The organism is Mesorhizobium sp. M0207, from assembly GCF_040321995.1.
Lineage (GTDB): Bacteria > Pseudomonadota > Alphaproteobacteria > Rhizobiales > Rhizobiaceae > Mesorhizobium.
In genome coordinates this window covers 49,701-74,352 of the sequence record NZ_JAMYSQ010000008.1, presented here as the reverse complement: position 1 = coordinate 74,352, position 24,652 = coordinate 49,701, and the positions used below count along the sequence as shown (strand labels likewise).

At 64.3% G+C, this 24,652-nt stretch carries 22 protein-coding genes; 14 read left to right on the top strand and 8 right to left on the bottom strand.

Annotated elements, in window-relative coordinates; genetic code table 11:
• The first annotated feature begins 33 nt into the window (after nucleotides 1-33).
• Complete coding sequence (locus tag NKJ15_RS13755) at nucleotides 34-981, top strand: alpha/beta fold hydrolase (protein WP_352815729.1); 948 nt, start codon at nucleotides 34-36, stop codon at nucleotides 979-981.
• Nucleotides 982-986: 5 nt separating this feature from the next.
• Nucleotides 987-1,988: an NADP-dependent oxidoreductase gene (locus tag NKJ15_RS13750; protein WP_352815727.1), complete on the top strand. Its 1,002-nt coding sequence runs from the start codon at nucleotides 987-989 to the stop codon at nucleotides 1,986-1,988.
• On the opposite strand, the gene NKJ15_RS13745 is transcribed toward NKJ15_RS13750, so the two are convergent.
• Entirely contained in the window at nucleotides 1,981-2,910 is a 930-nt protein-coding gene (locus NKJ15_RS13745; protein WP_352685085.1) for a sugar kinase, read from the bottom strand. The genes NKJ15_RS13750 and NKJ15_RS13745 overlap by 8 nt on opposite strands.
• Before the next feature lie 157 nt (nucleotides 2,911-3,067).
• On the opposite strand from NKJ15_RS13745, the gene NKJ15_RS13740 reads away from it, so the two are divergent.
• Nucleotides 3,068-3,514, top strand: coding sequence for a FixH family protein (locus tag NKJ15_RS13740; protein WP_352470464.1), 447 nt, complete (start codon nucleotides 3,068-3,070; stop codon nucleotides 3,512-3,514).
• A gap of 7 nt (nucleotides 3,515-3,521) precedes the next feature.
• On the top strand, nucleotides 3,522-4,721 hold the full coding sequence (locus NKJ15_RS13735) for a cytochrome-c peroxidase (RefSeq protein WP_352815725.1): 1,200 nt from the start codon (nucleotides 3,522-3,524) through the stop codon (nucleotides 4,719-4,721).
• 24 nt (nucleotides 4,722-4,745) lie between these two features.
• Here the strand turns inward: NKJ15_RS13735 and NKJ15_RS13730 are convergent, their stop codons facing one another.
• Complete coding sequence (locus tag NKJ15_RS13730; protein WP_023676441.1) at nucleotides 4,746-5,198, bottom strand: Lrp/AsnC family transcriptional regulator; 453 nt, start codon at nucleotides 5,196-5,198, stop codon at nucleotides 4,746-4,748.
• 162 nt (nucleotides 5,199-5,360) lie between these two features.
• Between NKJ15_RS13730 and putA the strand changes: the two genes are divergently transcribed.
• A complete protein-coding gene (gene putA, locus NKJ15_RS13725; RefSeq protein WP_352815723.1) occupies nucleotides 5,361-8,972 on the top strand; it encodes a bifunctional proline dehydrogenase/L-glutamate gamma-semialdehyde dehydrogenase PutA in 3,612 nt (1,203 codons plus the stop codon).
• Between the two features lie 69 nt (nucleotides 8,973-9,041).
• Here the strand turns inward: putA and NKJ15_RS13720 are convergent, their stop codons facing one another.
• From NKJ15_RS13720 to NKJ15_RS13710, 3 genes are read right to left on the bottom strand one after another with little or no spacing between them, the layout of a single operon-like run.
• The gene (locus NKJ15_RS13720) at nucleotides 9,042-10,331 is read right to left on the bottom strand and encodes an energy transducer TonB family protein (RefSeq protein ID WP_352815721.1); all 1,290 of its coding nucleotides are present in this window, start codon (nucleotides 10,329-10,331) and stop codon (nucleotides 9,042-9,044) included.
• Between the two features lie 36 nt (nucleotides 10,332-10,367).
• A complete protein-coding gene (locus tag NKJ15_RS13715; RefSeq protein WP_352470344.1) occupies nucleotides 10,368-10,799 on the bottom strand; it encodes a hypothetical protein in 432 nt (143 codons plus the stop codon).
• Between the two features lie 5 nt (nucleotides 10,800-10,804).
• Nucleotides 10,805-13,018, bottom strand: a complete 2,214-nt coding sequence (locus tag NKJ15_RS13710) for a TonB-dependent hemoglobin/transferrin/lactoferrin family receptor (RefSeq protein ID WP_502906902.1) — start codon at nucleotides 13,016-13,018, stop codon at nucleotides 10,805-10,807.
• Nucleotides 13,019-13,219: 201 nt separating this feature from the next.
• On the opposite strand from NKJ15_RS13710, the gene hemP reads away from it, so the two are divergent.
• The 5 genes from hemP to NKJ15_RS13685 are packed head-to-tail and all read left to right on the top strand — an operon-like array spanning nucleotide 13,220 to nucleotide 17,322.
• Nucleotides 13,220-13,426, top strand: coding sequence for a hemin uptake protein HemP (gene hemP / locus NKJ15_RS13705; protein ID WP_352451949.1), 207 nt, complete (start codon nucleotides 13,220-13,222; stop codon nucleotides 13,424-13,426).
• Nucleotides 13,427-13,435: 9 nt separating this feature from the next.
• Nucleotides 13,436-14,494, top strand: coding sequence for a hemin-degrading factor (locus NKJ15_RS13700; RefSeq protein ID WP_352815717.1), 1,059 nt, complete (start codon nucleotides 13,436-13,438; stop codon nucleotides 14,492-14,494).
• A gap of 11 nt (nucleotides 14,495-14,505) precedes the next feature.
• The gene (locus NKJ15_RS13695; protein WP_502906901.1) at nucleotides 14,506-15,414 is read left to right on the top strand and encodes a heme/hemin ABC transporter substrate-binding protein; all 909 of its coding nucleotides are present in this window, start codon (nucleotides 14,506-14,508) and stop codon (nucleotides 15,412-15,414) included.
• A 5-nt stretch (nucleotides 15,415-15,419) separates the two neighbouring features.
• Nucleotides 15,420-16,523, top strand: coding sequence for a FecCD family ABC transporter permease (locus tag NKJ15_RS13690; protein WP_352614008.1), 1,104 nt, complete (start codon nucleotides 15,420-15,422; stop codon nucleotides 16,521-16,523).
• 10 nt (nucleotides 16,524-16,533) lie between these two features.
• Complete coding sequence (locus tag NKJ15_RS13685) at nucleotides 16,534-17,322, top strand: heme ABC transporter ATP-binding protein (protein ID WP_352470349.1); 789 nt, start codon at nucleotides 16,534-16,536, stop codon at nucleotides 17,320-17,322.
• Between the two features lie 245 nt (nucleotides 17,323-17,567).
• Here NKJ15_RS13685 and rirA read toward each other — a convergent pair whose 3' ends face one another.
• Nucleotides 17,568-18,029, bottom strand: coding sequence for an iron-responsive transcriptional regulator RirA (rirA, locus tag NKJ15_RS13680; protein WP_352815714.1), 462 nt, complete (start codon nucleotides 18,027-18,029; stop codon nucleotides 17,568-17,570).
• A gap of 191 nt (nucleotides 18,030-18,220) precedes the next feature.
• Between rirA and NKJ15_RS13675 the strand changes: the two genes are divergently transcribed.
• From NKJ15_RS13675 to NKJ15_RS13665, 3 genes are all read left to right on the top strand, one after another.
• Nucleotides 18,221-19,525 (top strand): DUF445 domain-containing protein, encoded by a 1,305-nt coding sequence (locus tag NKJ15_RS13675; protein WP_352614010.1) that lies wholly within the window; start codon nucleotides 18,221-18,223, stop codon nucleotides 19,523-19,525.
• 83 nt (nucleotides 19,526-19,608) lie between these two features.
• Complete coding sequence (locus NKJ15_RS13670; RefSeq protein WP_352614011.1) at nucleotides 19,609-20,037, top strand: phasin family protein; 429 nt, start codon at nucleotides 19,609-19,611, stop codon at nucleotides 20,035-20,037.
• A 138-nt stretch (nucleotides 20,038-20,175) separates the two neighbouring features.
• Nucleotides 20,176-20,673, top strand: coding sequence for a MaoC family dehydratase (locus NKJ15_RS13665; RefSeq protein ID WP_023676428.1), 498 nt, complete (start codon nucleotides 20,176-20,178; stop codon nucleotides 20,671-20,673).
• Nucleotides 20,674-20,703: 30 nt separating this feature from the next.
• On the opposite strand, the gene NKJ15_RS13660 is transcribed toward NKJ15_RS13665, so the two are convergent.
• The gene (locus tag NKJ15_RS13660; protein ID WP_352614012.1) at nucleotides 20,704-22,107 is read right to left on the bottom strand and encodes an aminotransferase-like domain-containing protein; all 1,404 of its coding nucleotides are present in this window, start codon (nucleotides 22,105-22,107) and stop codon (nucleotides 20,704-20,706) included.
• A gap of 104 nt (nucleotides 22,108-22,211) precedes the next feature.
• Here NKJ15_RS13660 and NKJ15_RS13655 point away from each other — a divergent pair, with 104 nt between their 5' ends.
• Complete coding sequence (locus NKJ15_RS13655) at nucleotides 22,212-23,105, top strand: DMT family transporter (RefSeq protein WP_352614013.1); 894 nt, start codon at nucleotides 22,212-22,214, stop codon at nucleotides 23,103-23,105.
• A 43-nt stretch (nucleotides 23,106-23,148) separates the two neighbouring features.
• Here NKJ15_RS13655 and NKJ15_RS13650 read toward each other — a convergent pair whose 3' ends face one another.
• On the bottom strand, nucleotides 23,149-24,600 hold the full coding sequence (locus NKJ15_RS13650; protein ID WP_502906900.1) for an MFS transporter: 1,452 nt from the start codon (nucleotides 24,598-24,600) through the stop codon (nucleotides 23,149-23,151).
• Between the last annotated feature and the right edge of the window lie 52 nt (nucleotides 24,601-24,652).

Genomic DNA, 24,652 nt, shown 5'->3' with positions numbered 1-24,652 from the left:
TTAGCCAGGCCCTACGAAACGGAGACGCCAAGCATGACACATAGATCCAATCGGTCGCCGCGTTCACCGGCATTGTTCCAGGACGCGCCAACGCTCTCGATCGATGTCGGCGGCATAGCTTTTGCGTACAGGGAACTCGGGCCCAGGACGGGCGTGCCAGTGATCCTGCTCAACCATCTGGCTGCTCAGCTGGACAATTTTGATCCGCGCATCGTCGATGGCCTCGCTGCGACCCGGCGGGTAATTGCCTTCGACAATCGCGGCATCGGTGCTTCGGGTGGCAAAACTCCGTCGACCATTTCCGGCATGGCGCGGGATGCAATCGCCTTTGTCCGGGCGCTGGGGTTCGAAGAAGTCGATCTCTTCGGCTTTTCACTCGGCGGCTTCGTGGCGCAAGAGATTGTGCTGACCGAGCCCAAGCTTGTGCGCAAACTCATCCTGGCTGGCACGGGGCCGGCCGGTGGGCAAGGCATCGACAAGGTGACGCCGCTGACGATCGTGGACATGATCAAGGGCGCGCTGACTTTTCGGGATCCGAAGTACTATCTCTTCTTCACAAGAACGCCGAATGGGCGCCGCGCCGCAAACGCATTTCTGGAACGGCTGAAGGAGCGCCGGAACAACCGGGACAAGGCGATATCGCTGAGCGCGTTCGTCGCGCAACTCAAGGCGATCAAGGCCTACGGACTCCAGGCGCCACAAGACCTGAGCACCATCCGCATTCCCACTTTGGTTGCGAATGGCGACCAGGACAGGATGGTGCCGAGCAGCAATACCTATGATCTCGCCGGGCGTATCCCGGGGGCGCATCTGGTCATCTATCCGGATGCCGGGCATGGCGGGATATTTCAGAACCACGCCGATTTTGTCCCGAAGGCCCTGTCCTTCCTCGAGGCTGAGGCCTTGCCGCAAGGCGGCTATGCAGCTGAAAACGTTCGGCTTGTTTCGTCCCGAACAGCAACAGGCATTCTTAGAAAGTAACTGCCATGAAGGCATTCGTTGTTGATAAGTATAACAAGAAGGGCATTCTGCGGCTGGCCGAAATGCCGGAGCCGGAGCTCCAGGACAGCGATGTCTTGGTAGAGGTCCATGCCGCAGGGGTGAACCTGCTCGATTCCAAGGTCAAAACCGGAGAATTCAAGCTCATCTTGCCCTACCGCCGGCCCTTCATCCTGGGCCACGACGTGGCTGGGAAGGTTATCCGCGTGGGATCGAAAGTCAGCAAGTTCAAGGTCGGCGACGAGATCTATGCGCGGCCGCGCGATGGCCGGATTGGGACATTCGCCGAATTCATTGCCGTGAATGAGGCCGACGTAGCCTTGAAGCCCGAGAATCTCAGTATGGAAGAGGCGGCGTCGATTCCCCTGGTCGGTCTCACCGCCTGGCAGACGCTCATCGAACGGGCAAACCTGAAGAAGGGACAGAAGGTCTTCATTCAGGCTGGTTCCGGCGGCGTCGGGACATTTGCTATTCAGTTGGCCAAGCACCTCGGCGCGACCGTTGCGACAACCGCGAGCGCGGCAAGTGCCGATCTGGTCAAAAGTCTCGGCGCCGATGTCGTCGTCGACTACAGGAAAGACGACTTCGAGAAAGTTCTGTCGGGCTACGATGTCGTTTTGAACAGCCAGGACGCCAAGACACTGGAAAAATCCCTGAGGGTGCTGAAACCGGGTGGCAAGCTCATCTCCATCTCCGGTCCACCGGATGCCGAATTTGCCAGGGAAAAGGGACTGAACTTGATGCTGAGGCTGGTGCTGCGCTTCCTGAGTCGCGGAATTCGGGCCAAAGCCAAGCGCCGCGGCGTGCAGTTTTCGTTCCTGTTCATGTGGGCGCAGGGCGATCAGCTGAGCAAAATCACCGCTCTCATCGAAGCCGGCGCGATCCGCCCGGTTGTGGATCGGGTCTTTCCATTCGAAGCGACCAATGACGCCCTGGCCTATGTCGAAACAGGACGCGCCAAGGGCAAGGTCGTCATCAAGGTCAGATAGCGGGTGCCTCGAACGCACCCTTGAGCGTCTCGAACGGCGCCAGGGCGCCGCGCACCTGCACGACGGCGGCGGCGACGCGATGAGCGCGCAGCACGGCTTCTGCCGGGGCATGGCCGGCAAGGCGGGCGGCGAGGTAGGCGCCGTTGAAGGAGTCGCCGGCGCCGGTGGTGTCGACCGGGGTGGCGACGTGCACCGCCGGAACCGATTGCAAGGTTCCGTTTTGCGCGATCAGCGCCGGTTCCTCACCGTTCTTGACGACGACTTCGCCGGCCAGCTTTCGCAGCCGTTCGGCTGTTTTCTGCGGTGTCGTATCACCAAACAGCATCTGCTCGTCGGGAAAGGTCGGGAGCGCGATGTCGGCGACGGCGAGTGCCTCGAGGATCGCGGCCTGCGCGTCCTCGCGCCGGTGCCACAGCCGCGGCCGGTAATTGGGATCGAAGGCAATCAGCGAGCCGGCCGCGCGCGCCGTGGCCACGGCCGTCAGCAGTACCTTGCGTGGAGCCTCGTCGAGAATTGCCAAAGTTATACCGGAAAAATAGACAAGCGCCTGGTTTTCAAGGCTTTTCTGCAAAGCGGCTGGGTCCGAAGCCAACTGCCTTGCGGCCGCATCGGCCCGCCAATAGGTGAAAGAACGTTCGGCGCCGGTCAGCGTGATCGCATAGAGGCCGGGGCGGGCGCCCGCTATCACCGGGCTGGCGCCGATGCCGATGCCGCTCTCGGCCAGGAACTTGATCTGGTCGCGCGAGAACGGGTCGTCGCCGAAGGCCGACACATAGGTCGCCGGCCGCTCGCCGCTCAAGGCATGCAGCGCCCATAACGTGTTGAACGTGTCGCCGGCAAAGCCCATGCGCCAGTTCGGCCCGGCCTGGCCCGAAAGCTCGAGCATGCACTCGCCGATCGAGGCGATGCCGTTTCCTGCCATGAAGCACTCCTCCATCCTGCAATTGCGGTGCTGTAGCTTTTTGCAGCCGGCAGCGCCATGCTTGGCGACGGCGGATTCTTGCACTGGGCTCGATTTCCCACAGGGGCGTGGGACGCGATCTGCCCAGCGAAACGTTATCCGCAGAACAGGAATGGGTTTGGCATCGTTATGGCGTTATCTTCTTGGAGGCCTCGGCCTGGCTGCCTTGCTCGCCGGAGTGCTGGCAATCGTCTATCTGACGGCGCCGCATGCACCCCAACCAAGTTCGGACGTCGGCCGTTCCAAGACGACGGCGAACAAGCTGTTCGTGGCGACTTTCGAGCCCGAGAAAGGCGTCATCCGGCAGGGCGAACTGGAATCCTGGCTGCTCACGCTCAAAACCGTCGAGGGTGCGCCGGTGGAAGGTGCTGCGATAACGATTTCCGGCGGCATGCCGCAGCACAAGCACGGTCTGCCGACGAGCCCGCAGGCGACCGATTACCTCGGCGCGGGGCGCTATCGCATCGACGGCGTCAAATTCACGATGAGCGGGTGGTGGCAATTGCATTTTGCCATTTCCGCTGCGGCCGGTTCGGACACTGTCGTCTTCAATGTGGTGCTGTGAGCCACTGATGAGCCGGTTTCCCAGTCTTCTCGCGTTGGTGGTGGTGGCCCTGCTTGCCGGCTGCGGCAGACCGGAGTTTTCCGATGCCGAAAAGCAGACCATCGCCTCGCTGGCACTATCCAAGCTGCCGCCGCTGAAGCCCGACACCACCAATCGCTTCGCCGATGTGCCGGCCGCCGCGGCACTCGGCTCGACGCTGTTCTTCGACACCGGGATGAGCGGCGACGGCACGGTATCGTGCTCGACCTGCCACAAGATCGACCGCCAATTCCAGGACGACTTGCCGCAAGCGGTCGCCGTCGGCCGCACCAACCGTCGTACCATGCCGTTGGCCGGCGTCGCGCATGATTCCTGGTTCTTCTGGGACGGGCGGCGCGACAGCCTGTGGGCGCAAGCGCTGACACCGCTCGAAAATCCGCTGGAGCAGGCCGGCAACCGCGCCGCCTTCGCGCATTACATCAAGGCCCGCTTCGGCGAGCGCTACGAGCGCATCTTCGGGCCGCTGCCGGACCTTTCGGGCGTGCCGGCCAATGCCGGCCCGCTCGGCACCGATGCCGAGAAGGCGGCCTGGAACGCCATGCCCGCCAGTCAAGCCGAGGAGGTCAACCGCGTCTTTGCCAACATCGGCAAGGCGATCGCCGCCTTCGAGCGCTCGATCGCGCCGCCGCAGACACGCTTCGACCGCTTCGCCATCGACCTGGCTGCGGGCGCCGAGCCGAAAGGCGACGCCGCCTTTTCGCCGGAGGAAATCCTCGGCCTGAAATTGTTCATCGGCAAGGCCAATTGCGTGACCTGCCACAACGGCCCGCGTTTTACCGACGGCAGCTTCCACAACACCGGCGTGCCGCCGGTCGCGGGCCTGCCACCGGATCGCGGCCGCGTCGAGGCGGTGGCGCAGGTCGAGGCCGATCCGTTCAACTGTTTCGGCGCCTTTCGCGACGGCGATGCCAGCGCCTGCCGCGAGTTGCGCTTCATGGTCAAGACCGGGCCGGAACTCGTCCGCGCCTACAAGACGCCGTCGCTGCGGGGTGCCGCCACCCGGCCGCCCTACATGCACGCCGGGCAGTTTTCCTCCCTCGACGAGGTGGTGGCGCATTATTCGAAGGCACCGGCAAGCGTCGAGGGCACATCCGAGATCCACCCGCTGCAGCTTTCGGACCGCGAACGCGCGGCGCTGGTGGCGTTTTTGAAGACACTGGCGGAGTGAGGGCGGGACAACAACAGCGCTCTCCTACCGATCCTTCACCGTCTCCATCGCGACAAACGTCGAGGTCTGGGCAACGTGCGGCAGGGCGGAGATGCGCTCGCCAAGCACACGGCGGTAGGCGGCGATGTCGGTAGTGCGGACCTTCAGCAGATAGTCGAAGCTCGATGCCATCATGTGGCACTGCTCGATCTCCGGCACCGCCTGCACGGCGCGGTTGAAGGCGTCGAGCGCGGCCGAGCGGGTGTCGGACAGTTTCACCTGGACGAAGGCGACATGGCCTTCGCCCATGCGCTCACGGTCGATGATTGCCTGGTAGCCCCTGATGAAGCCGTCCTTCTCCAGCCGTTTGACTCGTGCCTGCACCGGCGTCTTCGACAGACCGACTTTCGCCGCCAGTTCTGACATGGAAAGCCGGCCATTGCTGCCCAGAGCCGACAGGATGTTCCTGTCGATGCGGTCCAATTGGTCTTCCGTCACTGAATTCCTGGTCGAATTGGAGGTGATCAGTCCTAATGATAGATCGATCGATCTGTTCTGTCGACTTCTTTGGACCGACTGCAATCCCTACTTATGTTAGCTTGCGCCGTTCGGTCCGGTGACCGTCGGCCCGCTCCCTTATGCTCGCTCTACAGGACCGCCATGCCAGCGCTCGACACCATCCGCCAGCAGATCCGTGCCAATTATTTGCCCGACGAAGACCAGGCGGTGAAGCGGCTGGCCGAGGCGGCCGGGCTGTCCGCGCAAGACCGCAAGGCGATTTCGGCGCGTGCCGCCGATCTAGTGCGGGCGGTGCGCGGCTCGTCCGATCCGCGGCTGATGGAGGTCTTCCTGTCCGCCTATGGCCTGTCGACCAAGGAGGGCGTGGCGCTGATGTGCCTGGCCGAGGCGCTGCTGCGGGTGCCAGACACCGAGACGATGGACGACCTTATCGCCGACAAGATCGCGCCGCACGACTGGTCGGCGCATGCGGGCGGCTCGAGCTCGATCTTCATCAATGCGTCGACCTGGGCGCTGATGCTGACCGGCCGCGTGCTCGACGAGGGCGAGGGCGGCATCGAAGGCACGCTGCGCGCCATGGTGCGCCGGCTTGGCGAGCCGGTCATCCGCAAGGCCGTCGCCGCCGCCATGCGCGAAATGGGCGAGCAGTTCGTGCTCGGCCGCACCATTGCCGAGGCGGTCAGGCGCGGCCGATCGATGACGCAGAAGGGCTATCTCTATTCTTTCGACATGCTGGGCGAGGCGGCCCGCACCGGGGCCGACGCGCTGCGCTACCTCAAGGCATATGCCGATGCCATCTCTTCGCTCGATGCCGGCGCCAACGGCCCCGACATCCGCCAGAACCACGGCATCTCGGTAAAACTGTCTGCGCTGCATCCGCGTTATGAAGTGACGCAGAAGGAAAAGATGCTGCCCGTCATGGCCGAGCGGCTGTTGTCGCTGGCGCTGGCGGCGCGCCATTCACGCATGGGCCTCAACATCGACGCCGAGGAAGCCGACCGCCTCGATTTGTCGCTCGACGTCATCGAGCGGGTGCTGGCCGAACCGGAGCTTGCCGGCTGGAACGGTTTTGGCGTCGTCGTGCAGGCCTATGGCCCGCGCGCGGCCTTCGTCATCGACTGGCTCTACGAGCTGGCGAGGAAATACGACCGCAGCATCATGGTGCGGCTGGTCAAGGGTGCCTATTGGGACACCGAGATCAAGCGGGCGCAGACGCTCGGGCTCGACGGCTATCCGGTTTTTACCCGCAAGGCCAACACCGACGTCTCCTACCTGGCCTGCGCCAAGAAGCTGTTGGCGATGACCGACCGCATCTACCCGCAATTTGCCACCCACAACGCCCACACCGTCGCCGCGATTCTGTCGATGACGACGGAGCGCGATACGTTCGAATTCCAGCGGCTGCATGGCATGGGCGAGGCGCTGCATGAGACGGTGCGGCGGGCCGAAGGCACTCGCTGCCGCATCTATGCGCCGGTCGGTGCTCATTCCGACCTGCTCGCCTATCTGGTCCGCCGGCTGCTCGAAAACGGCGCCAATTCCTCCTTTGTCCACCAGCTCACCGACGAGGAAGTCGAGCCCGAGGACATTGCCCGCGACCCGCTCGAAACGGTGGAGAAACAAGGTCCCGCCGCCAATCCAGCGATCGTGCCGCCGTCGGCAATCTTCGGTCCAGGCCGGCGCAATTCCAAGGGCTTCGATATCACCGACACGCTGACGCTGGCTGCGATCGACAAGGCGAGGGCCGAGTTCGCCGGGCCGGAGCGCTGGCACGCCAAGCCGGTCAGCCGCGCGGCCGGCTACGGCAAGCAGCGTCCGGTCGTCAATCCGGCAAAACCTTCGGAAGTGGTCGGCACGGTCAGCGAGGCCGGCGCCAAGCAGGTCGAGACCGCCGTGCGCATCGCCGTCGAGGCACAACCGGCATGGGCAAGACGGCCGGTCGCCGAGCGCGCTGCCATCCTCAACCGGGCGGCCGATCTCTACGAAGCAAACGCCGTCGAGTTCTTTGCACTCGCCGCCCGCGAGGCCGGCAAATCGCTCGCCGACGGCGTCGCCGAAGTGCGCGAGGCGGTCGATTTCCTGCGCTACTATGCGGCTGAGGCCGCCAATGCCGAGGCGGGCACCGAGGCGCGCGGCGCCATCGCCTGCATCTCGCCGTGGAATTTTCCGCTCGCCATCTTCACCGGGCAGATCGCGGCGGCACTCGTCACCGGTAATTCGGTGATCGCCAAGCCGGCCGAACAGACGCCGCTGATCGCCTTCCGCGCTGTCCAGTTGCTGCGCGAGGCCGGCGTGCCGGAGGATGTCATCCAGCTTCTGCCCGGCGACGGCCCCTCGGTCGGCGGCCCGCTGACCGCTGACCCGCGCATTGCCGGCGTCTGCTTCACCGGCTCGACCGAGGTCGCCAAGCTGATCGAAAAGCAGCTCGCCGACACCGCCGCGCCCGACGCCATGCTGATCGCCGAGACCGGCGGCCTGAACGCCATGATTGTCGATTCCACTGCGCTGCCCGAACAGGCGGTGCGCGACATCCTGGCCTCCGCCTTCCAGAGTGCCGGCCAGCGCTGCTCGGCATTGCGCATTCTCTACGTGCAGAAGGACGTCGAGAAGAAGATGCTTGAGATGCTGAAAGGCGCGATGGAAGCGCTCAGCCTCGGCGACCCGTGGCGGATATCGACCGATGTCGGTCCGGTCATCGATGACGAGGCGCAAGCGTCGATCCGTGACTATTGCACCAAAATGGGCCTGCAGGGCCGGCTGATCGCCAAGCTCGAAGCGCCGAAGGACGGCCGCTTCGTTGCGCCGCACGTCTTTCGGGTCAAGGGCATCGAGGAGTTGGAGCGCGAGGTGTTCGGGCCGGTGCTGCATGTCGCCACCTTCGATGCCGACGAGATTGATGCGGTGATCGCGGCGATCAACCGCAAGGGCTATGGCCTGACCTTCGGCCTGCACACCCGCATCGAAGGCCGCGCCCAGCATTTCGTCGATGGCATCCATGCCGGCAACATCTACGTCAACCGCAACCAGATCGGCGCCGTCGTCGGCGCGCAGCCGTTCGGCGGCGAGAGCCTTTCCGGCACCGGGCCGAAGGCCGGCGGCCCACATTATCTTCGACGCTTCCGCAAGGGACCGGAGGCCGGCACCCATCTTGCCGAAGGCCGCAAGGTGACTGCGACCGAGCTCGCCGACAATCTGCCGGACCCGGCGCTTGGCGGCTGGTCGACGCGTCCGGATCGTGTCGCCATCCTGAGGAAACATCTGCGCGGCAAGGGTGCCGCCGCCATCGGCACCGCCGCCGCCATCGATTTCGGCCAGGTCGACCTGCCCGGGCCGACCGGCGAGGCCAACACGCTGTCGCTGTCGCCGCGCGGGCGCGTGCTGTGCCTCGGTCCCGACGCGGATACGCTGCTTGCGCAGACGATCCAGGCGCTGGCCGCCGGCAATGCCGTGCTCGCCGTCGCCCCCGGCGCGCCGGCAGCGCTGTCGGCGCTGACCGGCAAGGGCCTGCCGCTGGCGGCCATCGACGGCCGGCCGGACCCGGTCGAAGCGCGCTCGCTGCGGGTCGATGTCGTGGCCTTTTCCGGCACGCCCGAGGCCGCGCGCATCGTGCGCAAGGTCATCGCCGAGCGCGCCGGCCCGATCGTGCCGCTGATCAGCGAAGTCTATTATCCGGCCGCCTACGCCCACGAGCGCGCCGTCTGCGTCGACACCACGGCGGCGGGCGGCAATGCCAGCCTGCTGGCCGCTGCGTAGGTTTCGCCAGGGTTCGCGCATCGCGGGGCAGGGGTGGCGCCGACTTTGGTATCCGCATGAGGACGATCGTTACCTGATACCGAGCGGCACTTCGAACTGCCAAGCCGAGCGACCGGCTCCTTCCGGAATAGGAGGAAACGGAGAAGCCCGGCGGACTGCGTCGAGTGCGGCTTTGTCCAGCGCGGCAACACCCGAACTGCCCGTCAGCCTGGCTGACCGGACGCTGCCGTTCGAGCCGACGGTAAAGGCAACGGTTGCTGTGCCGGTGGCGCGCGTGCGTGTCGAATTGAAGGCCCGCACCAGTTTTGACCTGATCTTGCCGGGATAGTTCGTGACGGCTGCATTGCCGATGCCTGATTTGCCGCCTCTGCTGGCGGTCAGGATCTTGCCGTCCTTCCTGCCGTCGGCCATGCCGCGCGCGACATCCGTTTCGTCACGGCCGCCGGAGCCGGCTTCTTTCTTCTTGGTGTCGGCTTTTGCCGCAGCCTTGCCCGCCTTCTTGCGCAGGGGCGGCTTTTCGGTTTCAGTCGGTTCGGCTTTTTTGACCGGCTTGTTTTTTGCGGTTGCCTTCTTCGGCTGCTTGGGCTCCGGCCTGTCCGGCTTCGGTTCTTCCGCCGCGCCGACTGTCTCGGTCGTCTGAACCGTTTCGGCCGGCGCCGGGTCGGCTGGTGCCGGCGCACTCGTCTCGGCAGGTTCGGCCGTTTCGACCGCGCTGACTGGCGGCGGCACGGCATTGTCGTCGGCAGGCACCAGCCTGTCGGTTGCAAGAACGTCGGGCGATGGGTCCTGGCGCGCCGGCTGCGCAGGTGCTGGCTCGGTGCGATCGGCAGGCACAGCGATTTCCGTGGCGGCCTCGTTGACCGGCTCAACCACTTCTTTGTCCGATGTCTCCGCCGCATCGGTGACCGGCTGGAGCGTCTCCTCTGCCGCGGCCGCCTGCGCCTCGAGCGTTTCGACCGGCTTGGCGTCCAGCATGGTCACCATCGTCACGTTGGCCACTTCCGGATCGTCTCCGACATCGCCGGCCGCCTGCTGCGGGTCGGCGCCGAGCAGCATTTCGCCTTGCTGGTCGGCACCTTCGATGCTTGGCCGATCGTCCGGCAGCGTGAGAAAGGCCAGCGCCACGGCTACGTGGAATGCGCAAGAGCAGGCGATCGCCATCGTCCAGTTGCGGCGCCGCCGCGTCTGTCGTGCCTGCCGCAATGGCTCCGCAGGCACCGTCGGCAAGTCGCCGTCGGCATCGGCGATGTAACTGTCTTCCGGCCTGTCGCGCAGCGAAACACGCAGCGCCTCGCGCGGGATGGCGAAGTCCGGATCGTCCGGCTCCGGCGGCAGGAAACCGGCTAGTGGCCACGCCACGGCGTTTCGCGCGAATGCGGGTTCCGGTCCCAAAATTCAGACCCCGAAGGCGATGCCGGTCCTGGTCTGCGTCTTCAGCCCGCGCATGCAGGCATTCGGCTCGGCGCCGGCGCATTCCGTGGCGCTGTTGATCAACACGCGGCTGACCTTGCCGCAATCCGTGCCGGCAAGATCGAAACGCGTCACCTTGGTCTTGCCTGCCGGCAGCTCCTTGAAGTCGAGCACGGTCAGCCGGTCGACGACGCCGGCCTCGTTGAACAATGCGATCTCGAATGCCGCCTTGGAAAGGTCGGCGCCGAGATTGTTGGTGACCACGAAGGTCAGGCGGCAGCCCTTGTCGGAAGGCTGCGCGCCGTTGAGCTCGAGGATCAGCGCCGGTGCTTGCTGTTGTGTCCACGCCGGAGCCGCAACAAGCGACATTGCCAGCACCGCGGCGAACAGACGAAGGGATGCTGTGATGCCTGTCATTGTTGTCAGCCTCCAAACCTCATCGTCGCCGCCAGCTTCAGGGTGACGCCTGGCTCGTAGACAACACTGGTGGTTGATGCGTTCAGCGGGTTGGCGTATTTGACGTCGAACAGATTGTCGGCGCGGAAATCGACCTTGAAATTGTCGGTTGCCTGGTAGCTGGCGAAGGCATTAACCAGCGTGTAGTCCTTGGCGACGGCGTTGCCCTGCGGCTTGCCGTTGTATTGCACCTCGCCGCCGACGGTCAGCCTGTCCTCGAGGAAGCGAAAGCCGAGTTGCCCGGTGACCTGGGAGGAAGGGACGGTGACAAGGTCCGCCCGTTCGCCTTCATAGGAAATCGTATGGCCGTCGGTGAACGACGCCGAAAGCCCGGCAAAGCCCCAGGCGGCATCATAGACGCCCTCCATCTCGAAACCGTGGATCTTGGCCTTGGCGAAGTTCTGATACTGGAAGCAGATCGGGATGCCCGGGCCGAACGGGCAGCCGCTGGTCGGGTCGAACGGTGATAGCGTTACGCCATCAATGTAGTCGTCGACGTTGTTGTTGAAATAGGCCGCCTTCAGCCGCAGCGCGTCATCAGCCTCGATGACGCCGTTGGTGCTGTAATTGACGCCAAACTCCACGGTCTTGCCGGTTTCGGGCTTGAGATTGGGATTGGGGAGGAACGGGAAGCTGACGCCGGCTGGATGGTTGCCGCTGATCAGGGTCTCCGACAGCGACGGAGAACGATAGCCTTCAGCGTAGGTGCCGTAGAATTGCAGCCCGGAAAGGCTGGCGCTCTCGAAGGGCGAAATGCCCACTGTGATGCGTGGCGACAGCCGGTCGCCAGAGGTTTCGCCGACATCGCTGTCAAGCTTGTAGCTGTCGTAGCGCAGCCCGGCGATGATCTCGAGCCAGTCCCAGGTGAGCTTGTCCTGAACGTAAGCGCCGGAGACGTTCCTGTTGCCCGAGGGCGTATAGAAGCTGTCGCCGCCCGCCGTGCCGCCTGTCTCGACATCGTCGCCAACCCAGTCGCCGCCATAGGTCAGCTCATGCGCAATGCCGACGGTCTCGAATCTCGACGTGTTCCAAATGTCGATGCCGGAGGTGCCGATGTCGAACGTCGATTTCGAACCCGCCGGCAAAACCACGGGCAGACCGGTGACCGGATCAAACCGGTTTTGCGCCACAAGGGTCGTCAGATCGAGCTTGGTCTTGTTGTAGGATGCGTTGATGTGGAGGTCGAGCCAGCTCTTGTCTTCGTCGGTGATGTTGTAGCGGGCCGTGAACGTATTCGCCTTCAGGTCGGCGTCGTTCACCGGCGCGCTGCCGCTGGTCTCGGTCCATCCGTCGTTCGAGCCGATCCAGCCCAGCTTCAGCTCGCTGTTTTCGCTGGGGCGGATGGTCGTCTTGAGGAGGCCGCTCAAGACGTCGAAGCCAGTGCCCGCCACAGTGTCGCCGCCGCCATGCTTGTAGTCGTCATAGTCGCGGTAGACGATATTGCCGAGCACGTCCCAGTTCTCGTTGATCCGATAGGCGCCGGTGGCGCTGGTGGTCCAGCCTTCGCCGTTGGTTTCGTAGCGCCCGGTCGCGGATGCCGCCCAGGTCTCGTCGGGCTTGAGGAAATCCTGCGCATTCTTGGTGTCGAAAAATACGACGCCGCCGATCGCCCCGGAGCCATAGGTGTTGGCGACCGGACCGCGGATCACATCGACGGATTTGATCAATTCGGGATCGATGTAGAAGGTCGATTGCGTGCCATGATCCGAGCGCTGGAAATTCTGGCGGGCGCCGTCGACGATGACGGAGACGCGGCCGAAGTCCTGCAGGCCGCGGATGTTGATGCTGGAACTGACACGCCTTGTGTCGGCCTGGACGGCGACACCCGGCACACCGAACAGCATTTCGTTGGGCGTCGTCGCCATGCGGCGCTCGAGCTGTTCCTCGTCGACATGGCTGGCTGAAGCAAGCGACTCGATCGCCGTCTCGCCGGTACGGCTGAGGATCAGGATCTTGTCGAGCAGTGTGGTACCCGCCGGGGCCGGCTTTACCTTTTCGGGCTGTTGAGACGGGTCAGTCTGCTGCTGGTCGGCTGCCGGTTGGGCGGCCTGCTGGGCGCCGGCCGGTGTGGCGAGCAGCGGGATCGCCGCCGCGCCGGCCAGCAACGCGGCCATTTTGCTTGTCATAGAACAATGTGTCAGGCCGCGGCCCGCCAGCCGTCCCCAATTCGCCAACCCCATGCTGCAGCTCCAAGAATCCATGTTCGATGCTGGCTGGCTTGGGGCTCGCTGGCATTTTTCATCGTGTCCGGCGTCTTAAATGTTGACTCATTTACTCCGGTATTGCACTGCTAGATAACATGATCATTCGAGTCAAGAATTGAATCGGCATTTCACGCAGGCGCCGCGCCAGATGCCCGGCACAGGAAAGGGATCGAACCAATGAACACGCACAATCCCAGCGACTTTCGCTATCGCGTCCGCCGTTCCGACGAAAATTCCGTCCGTTTCGACCGGGTCCAATCGGCCGTAAGAACGCTGTCCAGCAACACGCTCTTCCAAGGCGAGCACGAGATCGGCATCGAGCATCATGGTGCGCTGTACCGGCTGAAGATCACCCGGCAGGGCAAGCTCATCCTCAACAAGTAGGTGGTAGAAATGGACCAGCGCGTAAAACCCGCCCCGCACGAGATCCGGCGGGCACGGGCAGACAATCCGAAAATGCGCGAGCGCGACCTCGCCGCCCAGCTCGGGATTTCGGAGGCCGAACTGGTCGCAGCGCATTGCGGCGACGGCGTCGTGCGCGTCGAGCCGCGTGTCAACGACCTTTTGACTGGCCTCGAAGCTGTCGGTGAGGTGATGGCGCCGACCCGCAACGAAAGCGCGGTGCACGAGAAGATCGGCGTCTACGACAAGGTCGTCACCGGCAATCACAATGCCATGGTGCTCGGTGAGAATATCGACCTGCGCATTTTCCCAAAAGTCTGGGCGCACGGCTTTGCCGTGGAAAAGCGCGACGGCGCCGACATCCGCCGCAGCCTGCAGTTCTTCGACACCGCAGGCGAGGCGGTACACAAGGTGCATCTCAGGCCAGCCTCCAACCTTTACGCCTATCAGAAACTGGTGGCCGGGCTGGAATCGCCGAACCAGGAGCCGACGGTGGCGATTTCAGCGGGCACCACCGACGAGACCGAGACTGCGGACAACCCGGCGAGCATCGACGATCTGCGCGACCGCTGGAGCCGGCTGACCGACGTGCACCAGTTCTTCGGCATGCTGAAGACACTGAAGATCAGCCGCCGACAGGCGGTGCGCATGGTCGGCCAGGACTACGCCTGGCTGGTCGACAAGGATGCAGTGAACGCCATGTTCAACCACGCCGCTGCCGGCGCCATGCCGATCATGTGCTTTGTCGGCAATCGCGGCTGCATCCAGATCCATTCCGGCCCCGTCGCCTCGATCAAGCCGACGGGACCATGGCTCAACGTGCTCGACGAGACCTTCCATCTGCACCTGCGGACCGACCACATCGATGAGGTCTGGGCCGTGCGCAAGCCGACCAGGGACGGCCATGTCACGTCGCTCGAAGTCTATGGCGCCGACGGCAAGATGATCATCCAGTTCTTCGGTAAGCGGCATGAAGGCGAAAGCGAGCGCGAAGACTGGCGCTTTCTGGCCGAAAACCTGCCGCGTATCCCAAGCCCGACCGCAGCCTGAGGAAAACGACGATGGTTCTTGTCTCCAGGCTGGCATCGGTCTCCAGGTCGGCGCCTGGTCCTGCGGCCGCCGTTTTCCTGGGGTTCGCCACGCTGATGACGGCTCAAGCCGCCGAGGGCATCGCGACTTTCGCCGATCGCTCGAGGATCGTGGCCATCGGCGGCTCGATCACCGAGATCGTCTACGCGCTCGGTGAACAGGATCGCCTTGTCGCACGCGATTCGACCAGCCGATATCCGCAAGCGGCGGTGGAACTGCCGGATGTCGGCTACATGCGCCAGCTGTCGCCGGAGGGTGTGCTGTCGGTCAATCCGTCGGGCATACTGGCGTTGCACGGCAGCGGACCGAAGGAAGCCGTCGACGTGCTGAAGAAATCAAGCATCCCGTTCATCGAGGTGCCCGAGCGCTATGACAATCAAGGCATTCTCGAAAAGATCCACATCGTCGGCAAGGCGCTCGGCGTCGGCGCCAAGGCCGATGCCTTGGCCGCCGAGATAGACGCCAAGCTGAAGGCAGCTGAAAAGCAGACCGCCTCGATCAAGGAGCGCAGGCGCATCCTGTTCGTGCTGTCGATGCAGGGCGGCAAGCTGCTTGCTGCCGGCAGCGACACCGCCGCCGACGGCATCATCAAGCTTTCGGGCGGCATCAACGCCATCGACGGCTTTGCCGGCTACAAGCAATTGTCGGACGAGGCAGTCATCACCGCCAGGCCCGACGTGATCCTGATGATGAACAACGCCGGGCCGGCCACCGCGGATGACGAATTGTTTTCGAACCCTGCCGTGGCTTCGACGCCGGCGGGTGCCGCCCGCAAGCTGATCCGCATGGACGGCGGCTATCTGCTCGGCTTCGGCCCGCGCACGGCCGACGCCATCCACGACCTCGCCGTCTCGCTCTATGGCGGCCAGGTCACGGATTGAGCGCGATGGCGGATCATTCGATCGCCGGTGCGGCGGGCATCATGGCGACGGCAGCCGAGGGTGATCGTTCGCGGCGCGCCCGCCTTGTCATCGTGCTGCTCTGCGTGGGGTTGACTATCGCCGCGATGTTGTCGCTGACCTCCGGCGCATCCGATGCCTCGGCCATCGGCGTCATGCACGACTGGCTGTTCGGCGCGTTGCCCGGCGACGCGGCATTGAGCGCCCGCGACCGCCTGATCATCCATGACATCCGTCTGCCGCGCGTTGTTCTGGGCGTGCTGATCGGCGCATCGCTTGCAGTCTCCGGTGCCGTCATGCAGGGGCTGTTCCGCAATCCGCTGGCCGACCCCGGCCTGATCGGCGTTTCGGCCGGATCGAGCCTCGGTGCGGTCGCCGTCATCGTGCTTGGCTCGACCATGCTGGCGCCGCTGACTTCGGCGCTCGGCACGATGGCTTTGCCGCTGGCTGCGTTCTGCGGCGGGCTGGCTACGACATTGCTGCTCTATCGGGTCGCGACACGGCAAGGCCAGACCTCCGTCGCCACCATGCTGCTCGCCGGCATCGCGCTGGCCGCGCTTGCCATGGCGCTGACCGGCATCCTGATCTTCATGGCCGACGACCGGCAATTGCGCGACCTGACCTTCTGGCAGCTCGGCTCGCTGGGCGGCGCAACCTGGCAGAAGATCGGCTCGGTCGGGCCGGTCATCGTGCTGGCGCTGGCGGCAATGCCGTTCCTGGCGCGCGGCCTCAACGCGCTGGCGCTCGGCGAGGCCACGGCCGGCCATCTCGGCATTCCGGTGCAGCGGCTGAAATACTCCGCGATTGTCGGCGTCTCGGCAGCGGTCGGCGCGTCGGTCGCCGTCAGCGGCGGCATCGGCTTCGTCGGCATCGTCGTGCCGCATCTGCTGCGCCTGCTGATCGGCCCCGACAACCGCTATTTGCTGCCGGCATCGGCACTGCTTGGTGCCGCGCTGCTGCTGTTGGCCGACGCCGTCGCCCGCACCATCGTTGCCCCGGCCGAATTGCCGATCGGCATCGTCACCGCGGTCGCCGGTGCGCCGTTCTTCCTGTGGATCCTGCTGCGCAAGCGCGGCGTCATCGACTTGTGAGGGTTTGCCTATGATCGAAGCGCGCGATGTCTCGGTGGCGATTGGCGGCAAGCGCATTGTCGCCAATGTCGATTTCGAGGCGCGGCCCGGCGAAATCGCGGCCATCGTCGGCCCCAACGGTTCGGGGAAGACGACCTTCCTCAGAGCACTGTCCGGCGATCTTGGCTATTCGGGAGAGGTCACCGTCAACGGCCGCAATCTATCCGCGATGAAGCCTCTCGAAGCGGCGACGCTGCGCGCCGTGCTGCCGCAGGCGACGACGCTGTCCTTCCCGTTCACAGTGCGTGAGATCGTCAGGCTGGGCCTGGTCGGCGGGCGCTCCGGCGCGCTGTCCGGCGAGGACCAGCGCCTGCCCGAACGGGCGCTGGCTCGCGTCGACCTCGACGGTTTCGCCGGCCGCTTCTACCAGGAGCTGTCCGGCGGCGAACAGCAGCGCGTGCAGCTTGCCCGCGTACTCTGCCAGGTCTGGGCGCCGGTGCTCGACGGCAAGCCGCGCTATTTGTTCCTCGACGAGCCGGTGTCCAGCCTCGACATCAAACACCAGCTGATCATCATGGACATCGCCCGCGATTTCGCCAGACGCGGCGGCGGCGTGGTCGCCATCCTGCACGACCTCAATTTGACGGCGATGTATGCCGACCGGATTTTCGTCATGCATCGCGGCAGGCTCGCCGCTACAGGTTCGCCGCAACAGGTGCTCAGCGACGAGCTGATCGAAAAGGTCTTCGATTGCCGGCTGAAGGTCGGCGTGTTGCCGGCGGCAAACATGCCGTTCGTATTGCCGCAGTCGGTCTGTTGATGTTCAGGTGATGCCGGCCTGCAAATGGCGGTTTCCTGCGCTTCCGGCCTTCGCCGGCCGAAGCATTCATGAGAGGTGCGGCAGTTAAGGCTATGGCCGGCGCAGGCCGGTACTCACGTACCCAAACGTACGCTCGGTTCCGGTTCTCGGAACCCACCATTTTGGTCGCTTCGCGCCCGTCTTCGACTCCGGCTCGGCCTGACCTGAATCTCAACAGACCTCACCAATTGAGATGCGACCAAAAATCAGGCGGCCGGCGCCCTTTGCACCAGCATGTCGATGCCGAGCAGGTGGCGCACATTCGGGCGCGCCGCCACTAGGTCAGCGATCGTGTAGCGCGACAGCACGGCGAAGAAGGCGTTGAGCGCTTCGCGCAATGCCGAATTCAGCGCGCAGCTGTCAACCAGCGGACATTCGGCGGCGTCGTTCTCGAAGCACTCGGCCATGGCAAAGCTTTCCTCCGTTGCCCGCACGACATCGAAAAGGCTGATTGATTCGGCCGTGCGGCCGAGCCTGACGCCGCCATTCCTGCCGCGCACCGTTTCGATCAGGCCGTTTTCGACCAGCGGCTGCAGGATCTTGAACAGGAAAAGTTCCGATACCGAATAGGCGGCGGCGATCTCGGGGATGCGGCTCAACCGCTCGGTGTTGGCGGCGCAATACATCAGAATGCGCATGGCGTAGTTGGTCTGACGGGTAAGCCGCATTGTGTCCTCACATAGCAGTGGTTGGCGTCAATATGGCCTATAGTTTGGAACAATTCCAGACTGGCGCTGCATAATAGATGAATTCCAGCGTCAAGTTTGCGTGCGCGATTGCGCGCACCGGAACCAGCGGCGCGCTTTCTGAGGCAGGCGACACTAGATAAGTTCGCATACACGATCAGGAGCGGCCCATCATGTCACGACCAGCCCCGGCATTTGCATCCGTCGCGTCCGTCCGGTTCGACGCCGATGCCGACGCCAAGCTTTCGGCGCTCAGGCGCACCAAGTTCGTCGCCGCCGCAGCACTCGCGTTTTGCCTGCTGATCTTCGCGGTGGCGAAATCGCTCGAGAGCCGGCATGCGTGGCTGGGCTTCGTCGCCGCTTTCGCCGAGGCGGCGACGATCGGCGGGCTGGCCGACTGGTATGCGGTGGTGGCGCTGTTTCGGCGGCCGCTTGGCCTGCCGATCCCGCATACGGCCATCATCCCGGAAAACCAGAACCGCATCGCCGACAATCTCGGCCGCTTCATCGAGGTGAATTTCCTGGCGCCGGAACCGGTGCGCGAAAAGCTCGCCGAGGTGGACTTTTCCGCGCTGGTCGCGGACTGGCTGGCCGACCCGAACCGCGCCGCCGATTTGTCGCGCTTCGTCGGCCGGCTGGTGCCGCAGACGCTGGCGGCGGTCGAGCAATCCGGACTGCGCGGCTTCGTCACCAGCCGTGTGCTGGAGCAGATCGAAAAGGTGCCGCTGGCGCCGCTCGCCGCCGAGCTGCTGTCGGCGCTGACTGATGATCGTCGCCACCAGAAACTGTTAGACGAGTTCACCAAGGTGGTCGGCCGCTTCCTGAGCGACGAGCAGGCGCTGGCGACGATGCGCGAGAAGATCCGCGAGGAACTGCCGTCGCTGTTCAACCTGTTTCGCGCCGACGCCTATCTGTTGAAGAAGATCGTTGCGTCGGCCGGCTCGCTGCTCGATGAGGTGCGCGCCGATCCGCACCATCCGATGCGCGCCGAATTCGACCTTTTCGTCGAAACCTTCGTCGAGCGGTTGAGGACATCCAAACAATATGCCAGGCGCGCCGAAAAGCTGAAGCGCGATTTCCTTGCCCGGCCAGAGCTCAGCGCGCTGGCCGGCGATATGTGGGACAGCCTGCGGCTGTTCATCGAACAGGACGCCAAGGCGCCCAATTCGATGATCCGCGACCATCTCGCCACCATGTTCGTCGAGGTCGGCCGCCATCTTGCCGACGACGCGCAGATCAGGGCCGACATGAACCAGGGCTTCATCGTGGCGCTGGCCTCCTTCGTCGAAAGCCAGAAGAGCGGCGTGTCGAAGTTCATCGCCGACCAGGTCAAGCGCTGGGACCTCGCGCAACTGACAAGGCTTATCGAAATGAACATCGGCAAGGACCTGCAATATATCCGCTTCAACGGCATGATCATCGGTGGCCTTGCCGGCCTCGTGCTCTACACTGCCGAACGGCTGTTTCTTGTCGGCTGACTCGTCCGAATGGACCGCTGAGCTTCGCTGCACTATCTTCCGTGCAGTGGCGGCGTTCGCGGCAACAGGGGGAGAGAACCAGCATGGCAAAACGACCGGAGTCCGAGTCCTTCATCGACATGTTCGGCAAGTTCGGCCGCGACCTGAAGCTGCCGAATGTCGATGTCGAGGCGATCCTCGCCCACCACGCCAGGAACCTGGAAGCGCTGGAGAAGTCGGCCAGGGCGAGTGCCGCCGGAGCGTCGGCGCTGTTGTCAAGGCAACGCGAGATGCTGCAGGACACGCTGCGCGAAATCACCGACATGGCACAAAGCTACAGAGCGCCCGGCAATCCGCAGGAAATGATGCAGAAGCAGGCGGCGTTCGCCAGGAAATCCTTCGAGACCGCGCTGAAGAATGCCGGCGAGATGGCCGAACTGGCAAGGGCGTCCGGCACCGAATCAATTGAAATCCTGCGCAGCCGCATCAAGGAGGCGATGGAGGAGATCCGCGCCGGCCACGACAAGAGGTAAGCTGTTCCCCGGCGGCACGCTTGCCGGCAGCGAAGACCGGCGGTTCGCGGCCGAAGATTATGGGCTGGAATCGCACTGGCGAATTGACAGGGGCGGCCCGTCGTGGTCCGGAACAGGCAAGCGATCGGGAAAGCAGGAATGACGCAGATACGGCCGAGGACGCCGCCGACCTTCGAGCAACTCAGGGCGATGGCCGGGCAGGAGTTGGGCGTTTCGGACTGGACGCTGGTCGATCAGCACCGCATCGACCAGTTTGCCGAATGCACGGGCGATCATCAATGGATCCATGTCGATCCCGAGCGGGCGAAGCGGCAAAGCCCGTTCCGCACCACGATCGCGCATGGCTATCTGACTCTGTCCATCATCGGCGCGCTGGCGCTCGAGATGGGGATCGTACCCGAAAACACGCAGGCCGCGTTCAACTACGGTTTCGACAAAGTGCGCTTCGTGGCGCCGGTCAGGGTCGGCTCGCGAATCAGGCTGCGCACCACGCTGTTGTCGATGGAAGACAAAGGTCCGGGGCAATATCTGATGAAGGCCGCCAATACGGTCGAGATCGAAGGCGAGCAGAGGCCGGCGCTGACCGCCGAGACGCTCGTCATGCTTTATGCACGCCGCAAGCGGGCAGGGGCCTGAGAGTTCAGCCTCAGTTTTGCGGCAGCGCAATCAACGCGACATCGCCTGTTCAAGCGCCCTGAAAACCCGGTCGTCTCCCGATTGGGCGACGTTGAAGCGCATGTAACGGCTGGCCGACCGGGACAGGCTGAACGCATTGCCGGGCGCGAGCACGACGTTGGCCGACAGGGCATGGCGGGCGACATCCGCGGCATCTATCCCCTCCGGCAGCCTGCACCACAGAAACATGCCGGCCGGCTGATCTATCCATGGCACGATGCCGATCGCCCTCAGGCGGGTGCTGGTTTCCTCCATTGCGCGCGAAAGCCGCGCGCGCAGCAGGTCCACGTGCTTGCGATAGAGGCCATCCTTCAGCAGCGTCAGTACCAGTTCGGATGCAAGCCGACCGCTGCCGAACGACGTGGCGATCTTGAGATCGGTCAATCCTTCCATCCAGTCGCGAGGAGCGGCGATGAAGCCGCAGCGCACCGATGCCGACAGCGTCTTGGAAAAGCTTCCGATGTGGATGACCCGGCTGAGGCCGTCGAAGGCAGCCAGCCGGGGCGCGGGCGTGTGTTCGAAATCGGCGAAGATATCGTCCTCGATGATGGTCAGCCCTGACTGGTCGGCGAGCTTCAGCACCCGATGGGCAACGACCGGGGACAATATGGCGCCGGTCGGATTGTGGAGCGCCGAATTGGTGATGTAGAGGCGCGGCCGATGCTCGTTCAGTGCCTGCGCGAACAGCTCGATGTCCGGACCCGAGCGCGTGTAGGGGACGCTGATCACCTTGGCCCGATGGGCGCGCAACAGGGCATGGAAGTTGAAGTAGCAGGGATCGTCGACCAACACCGTGTCACCCGGTTCGAGCAGGAACCGGCACAGCAGGTCGATCGCCTGAGTGCCCGATTCCGCCAGCATGATCTGGTCCGGGGAGGCTTCGATACCGTGCTCGGCCATGCGCCGCGCCAGCAGATGGCGTAGCGCCGGCAAGCCGAGCGGCGTGCCGTAATCGGTCAGCGCTGCGTCGTCGGCGCGGGCCATCGTCCGCAGCGCGCGACGCAATCCGGCCTCGGGCATCCATGACGCCGGCAACCAGCCGCAACCCGGTTTCAGGACGCCGTCGCCGGCTTCCAGCGATTGGCGCGAGACCCAGAGCGGGTCGACAGCACGGTCAAGCCTGGGGCCGATCTCGGCCAGCGACAGCGGAGCCAGCGGTCCGGCGGCATAGAAGCCCGAGCCCGGCCGCGAGCGGATCATGCCTTCCGCCGCAAGACGCTCATAGGCTTCGACCACGGTGGATTTGGAAACCTGCATGGCCTTGGCGAACGCCCGGATCGAAGGCAGCCGCATTCCCGGTGTGAGGCTGCGCGCGGCGATCCTGTGCCTGATCGTCGCCATGACGCTTTCGACAAGCGTCCGGCCGCCCTCATCTGTTGTCGTCTGCTCATCCATCCGTACTGCTCGCCCTACCATAACGGTTTTGTCAAACTGTACCTGATTGTCTCTGGCGGAGCCATACGCCCGGCCCGATAGAGGGCGAAATCAGCGGGGCATCAATGAACAAGGCGGCGAGTCGTTGGGCGGCGAGTAGTTGGGCGGCGAGTGGCTGGGTTAACGGGTTCATAGGCGTGCTGATCTTCAGCGGTTCGCTTCCGGCGACGCGCGTGGCGGTGATGGATTTCGATCCGGTGTTCGTAACGGTCGCCCGTGCGGCTTCGGCGGGCATCCTCGGCCTGGCGCTGCTGCTCATTTTTCGTCAGAAGCGTCCGGAGCGGCGAGATCTGTTCCCGCTGGCGATCGTGGCGCTTGGCGTCGTGGTCGGCTTTCCCCTGCTGACGGCGCTGGCGCTCAAGCACATCACGTCGGCTCACTCCATCATCTTCGTCGGCCTGTTGCCGTTGGCGACCGCGATCTTCGGTGTGGTTCGAGGCGGTGATCGCCCGAAGCCGGCGTTCTGGCTGTTCTCGTGCCTCGGCAGCGCCCTTGTCGCCGGTTTCGCAGTCACCCAAGGCCTGTCGGTCTCGCCGCTCGGCGACATCTTGATGCTGGCCGCCATCATCGTGTGTGGATTGGGCTATGCCGAAGGAGCGGCGCTGTCGCGCAAACTCGGCGGTTGGCAGGTGATTTCGTGGGCGCTGGTGCTGTCGCTGCCCCTCATGCTGGCGCTGACGTTCATCACTTTGCCGCCGTCGCTCGAAAGTGCCGGCAGGGGCGCCTGGATCGGTCTGGCCTATGTTTCGCTGTTCAGCATGCTGATCGGTTTCGTGTTCTGGTATCGCGGCCTGGCGCAAGGCGGCATCGCCGCCGTCGGGCAGTTGCAACTGCTGCAGCCCTTCTTCGGCCTCGGGCTGGCGGCAGCGCTGCTGCATGAGCAGGTCAGTCCCGCCATGATCGCCGTCACCGCCGCCGTCGTACTTTGCGTCGTCGGTGCCAAGAGATATGCGAGATAGGTGCGCCAGCTGCCGGAGTTGCATGCGAACGGGGTGGAAACCCTCAAGGATGCTTGGCAACGATATCAGTTCGCCCGGCCGTGGCGCGGGCTGAAAATACCGCAAGGATCAGCGCCATCAGCACCAGGCCCGTCGCCAGCTGGAAAGTGACCTGCATCCCTCGTGCCGCTGCCGCAGGTGCCAACACTGCCAAGCCAGTGCCTTCCCCAGCCGATGCGAAGGCGAACACCGCGCCCATCACCGACGCACCGGTGATCAGGCCGAGATTGCGCGACAGATTGAGCAGGCCGGAGACGACTCCACGCTGGTCGGATGCGACGCCCGTCATCACGGCCGAATTGTTGGAGGTCTGAAACAGGCTGTAGCCGGTGCAGACGATGATGATTGGTACGACATAGCCGGCAATACCGAATTCCGCCCGCGACAGACCAAAGGTGCCAATAGCGAGATCGAACAGGCCGACGATCATCATCCGGCTCGCCCCGAAACGATCGACCAGGCGTCCGGCCGGCAGCGCCGCCAATGCGGTAACCAGAGGGCCGGTCGACAGAACCAGCCCGACCATGGCCGCGTCTAGCCCAAGCGCGCGCGACAGATAGAATGGTGCGACCACCAGCGTCGCCATCATCACCGTGGCGACGATCAGGTTCATGGCGAGGCTTGCGTTCAACGCCTGGTCGCGGAACCTCGCAGGTTGAATCAAAGGGTTCTGGACCCTTGTCTGCGCAATGACAAACAGCAGGCCAGCCACGGTTGCGGCAATCAGCAAGCCGACATTGAGAGAACCAAAACTGCCACGCCCAAGGGTCATGGCGAGCGCATAGGCGGCTAGCGTCAGCGCGAGCAAAGCCGTGCCGATCCCGTCGAAACCGCGCCGACCTGGCGTCTTTTTTCCGGCCGGCAGGAAGCGCCAGGCAAGCGCAAAGGCCAGCATCCCCAATGGCAGATTGATGAGGAAGATCGCGCGCCAGCCGAGGCCGGCGATCAACTGTCCGCCAAGGGAGGGGCCAAGCGTGGTGCCGATCGCCGACATGGCGCCGAGCAGGCCCATGGCGCTGCCGGTTTTATCCCGGGGAACCGTGTCGGCGACAAAGGCCAGCGTCAGAGCCATCATAATGGCCGCGCCGAGCCCCTGTGCCGCCCGAGCGGCAATCAGCAGCCAGAGCGTCGGCGCGAGCCCGCAAAGCACCGATGCGAACGTGAACAGGGCAATGCCGCCGAGCAATAGCGGTCGGCGGCCGAATATGTCGGCGAGCCGCCCGACGCTGACGATCAAGGTGGTGATGGCGAGCAGATAGGCCAGGACGACCCATTGCACGAGCTGGAACGATGCGTCGAACGCCTGCATCAGCGATGGCAGCCCGACGCTGGCGATGCTGGTGGCGAGCGACGACAGCAGCGTTGAAAGCGACAGGCTTGCCAATGCCCATCGGGTCGAGCGTGCGCCGCTCACCGGGGCAACTTCGTCCCAGGTCTTTTCAGCGGTCGATGCCAAGGTGAACTCCTTTGCCGGCAGCCCCCAATCGGAGCTGTCGGACGCTATTCCC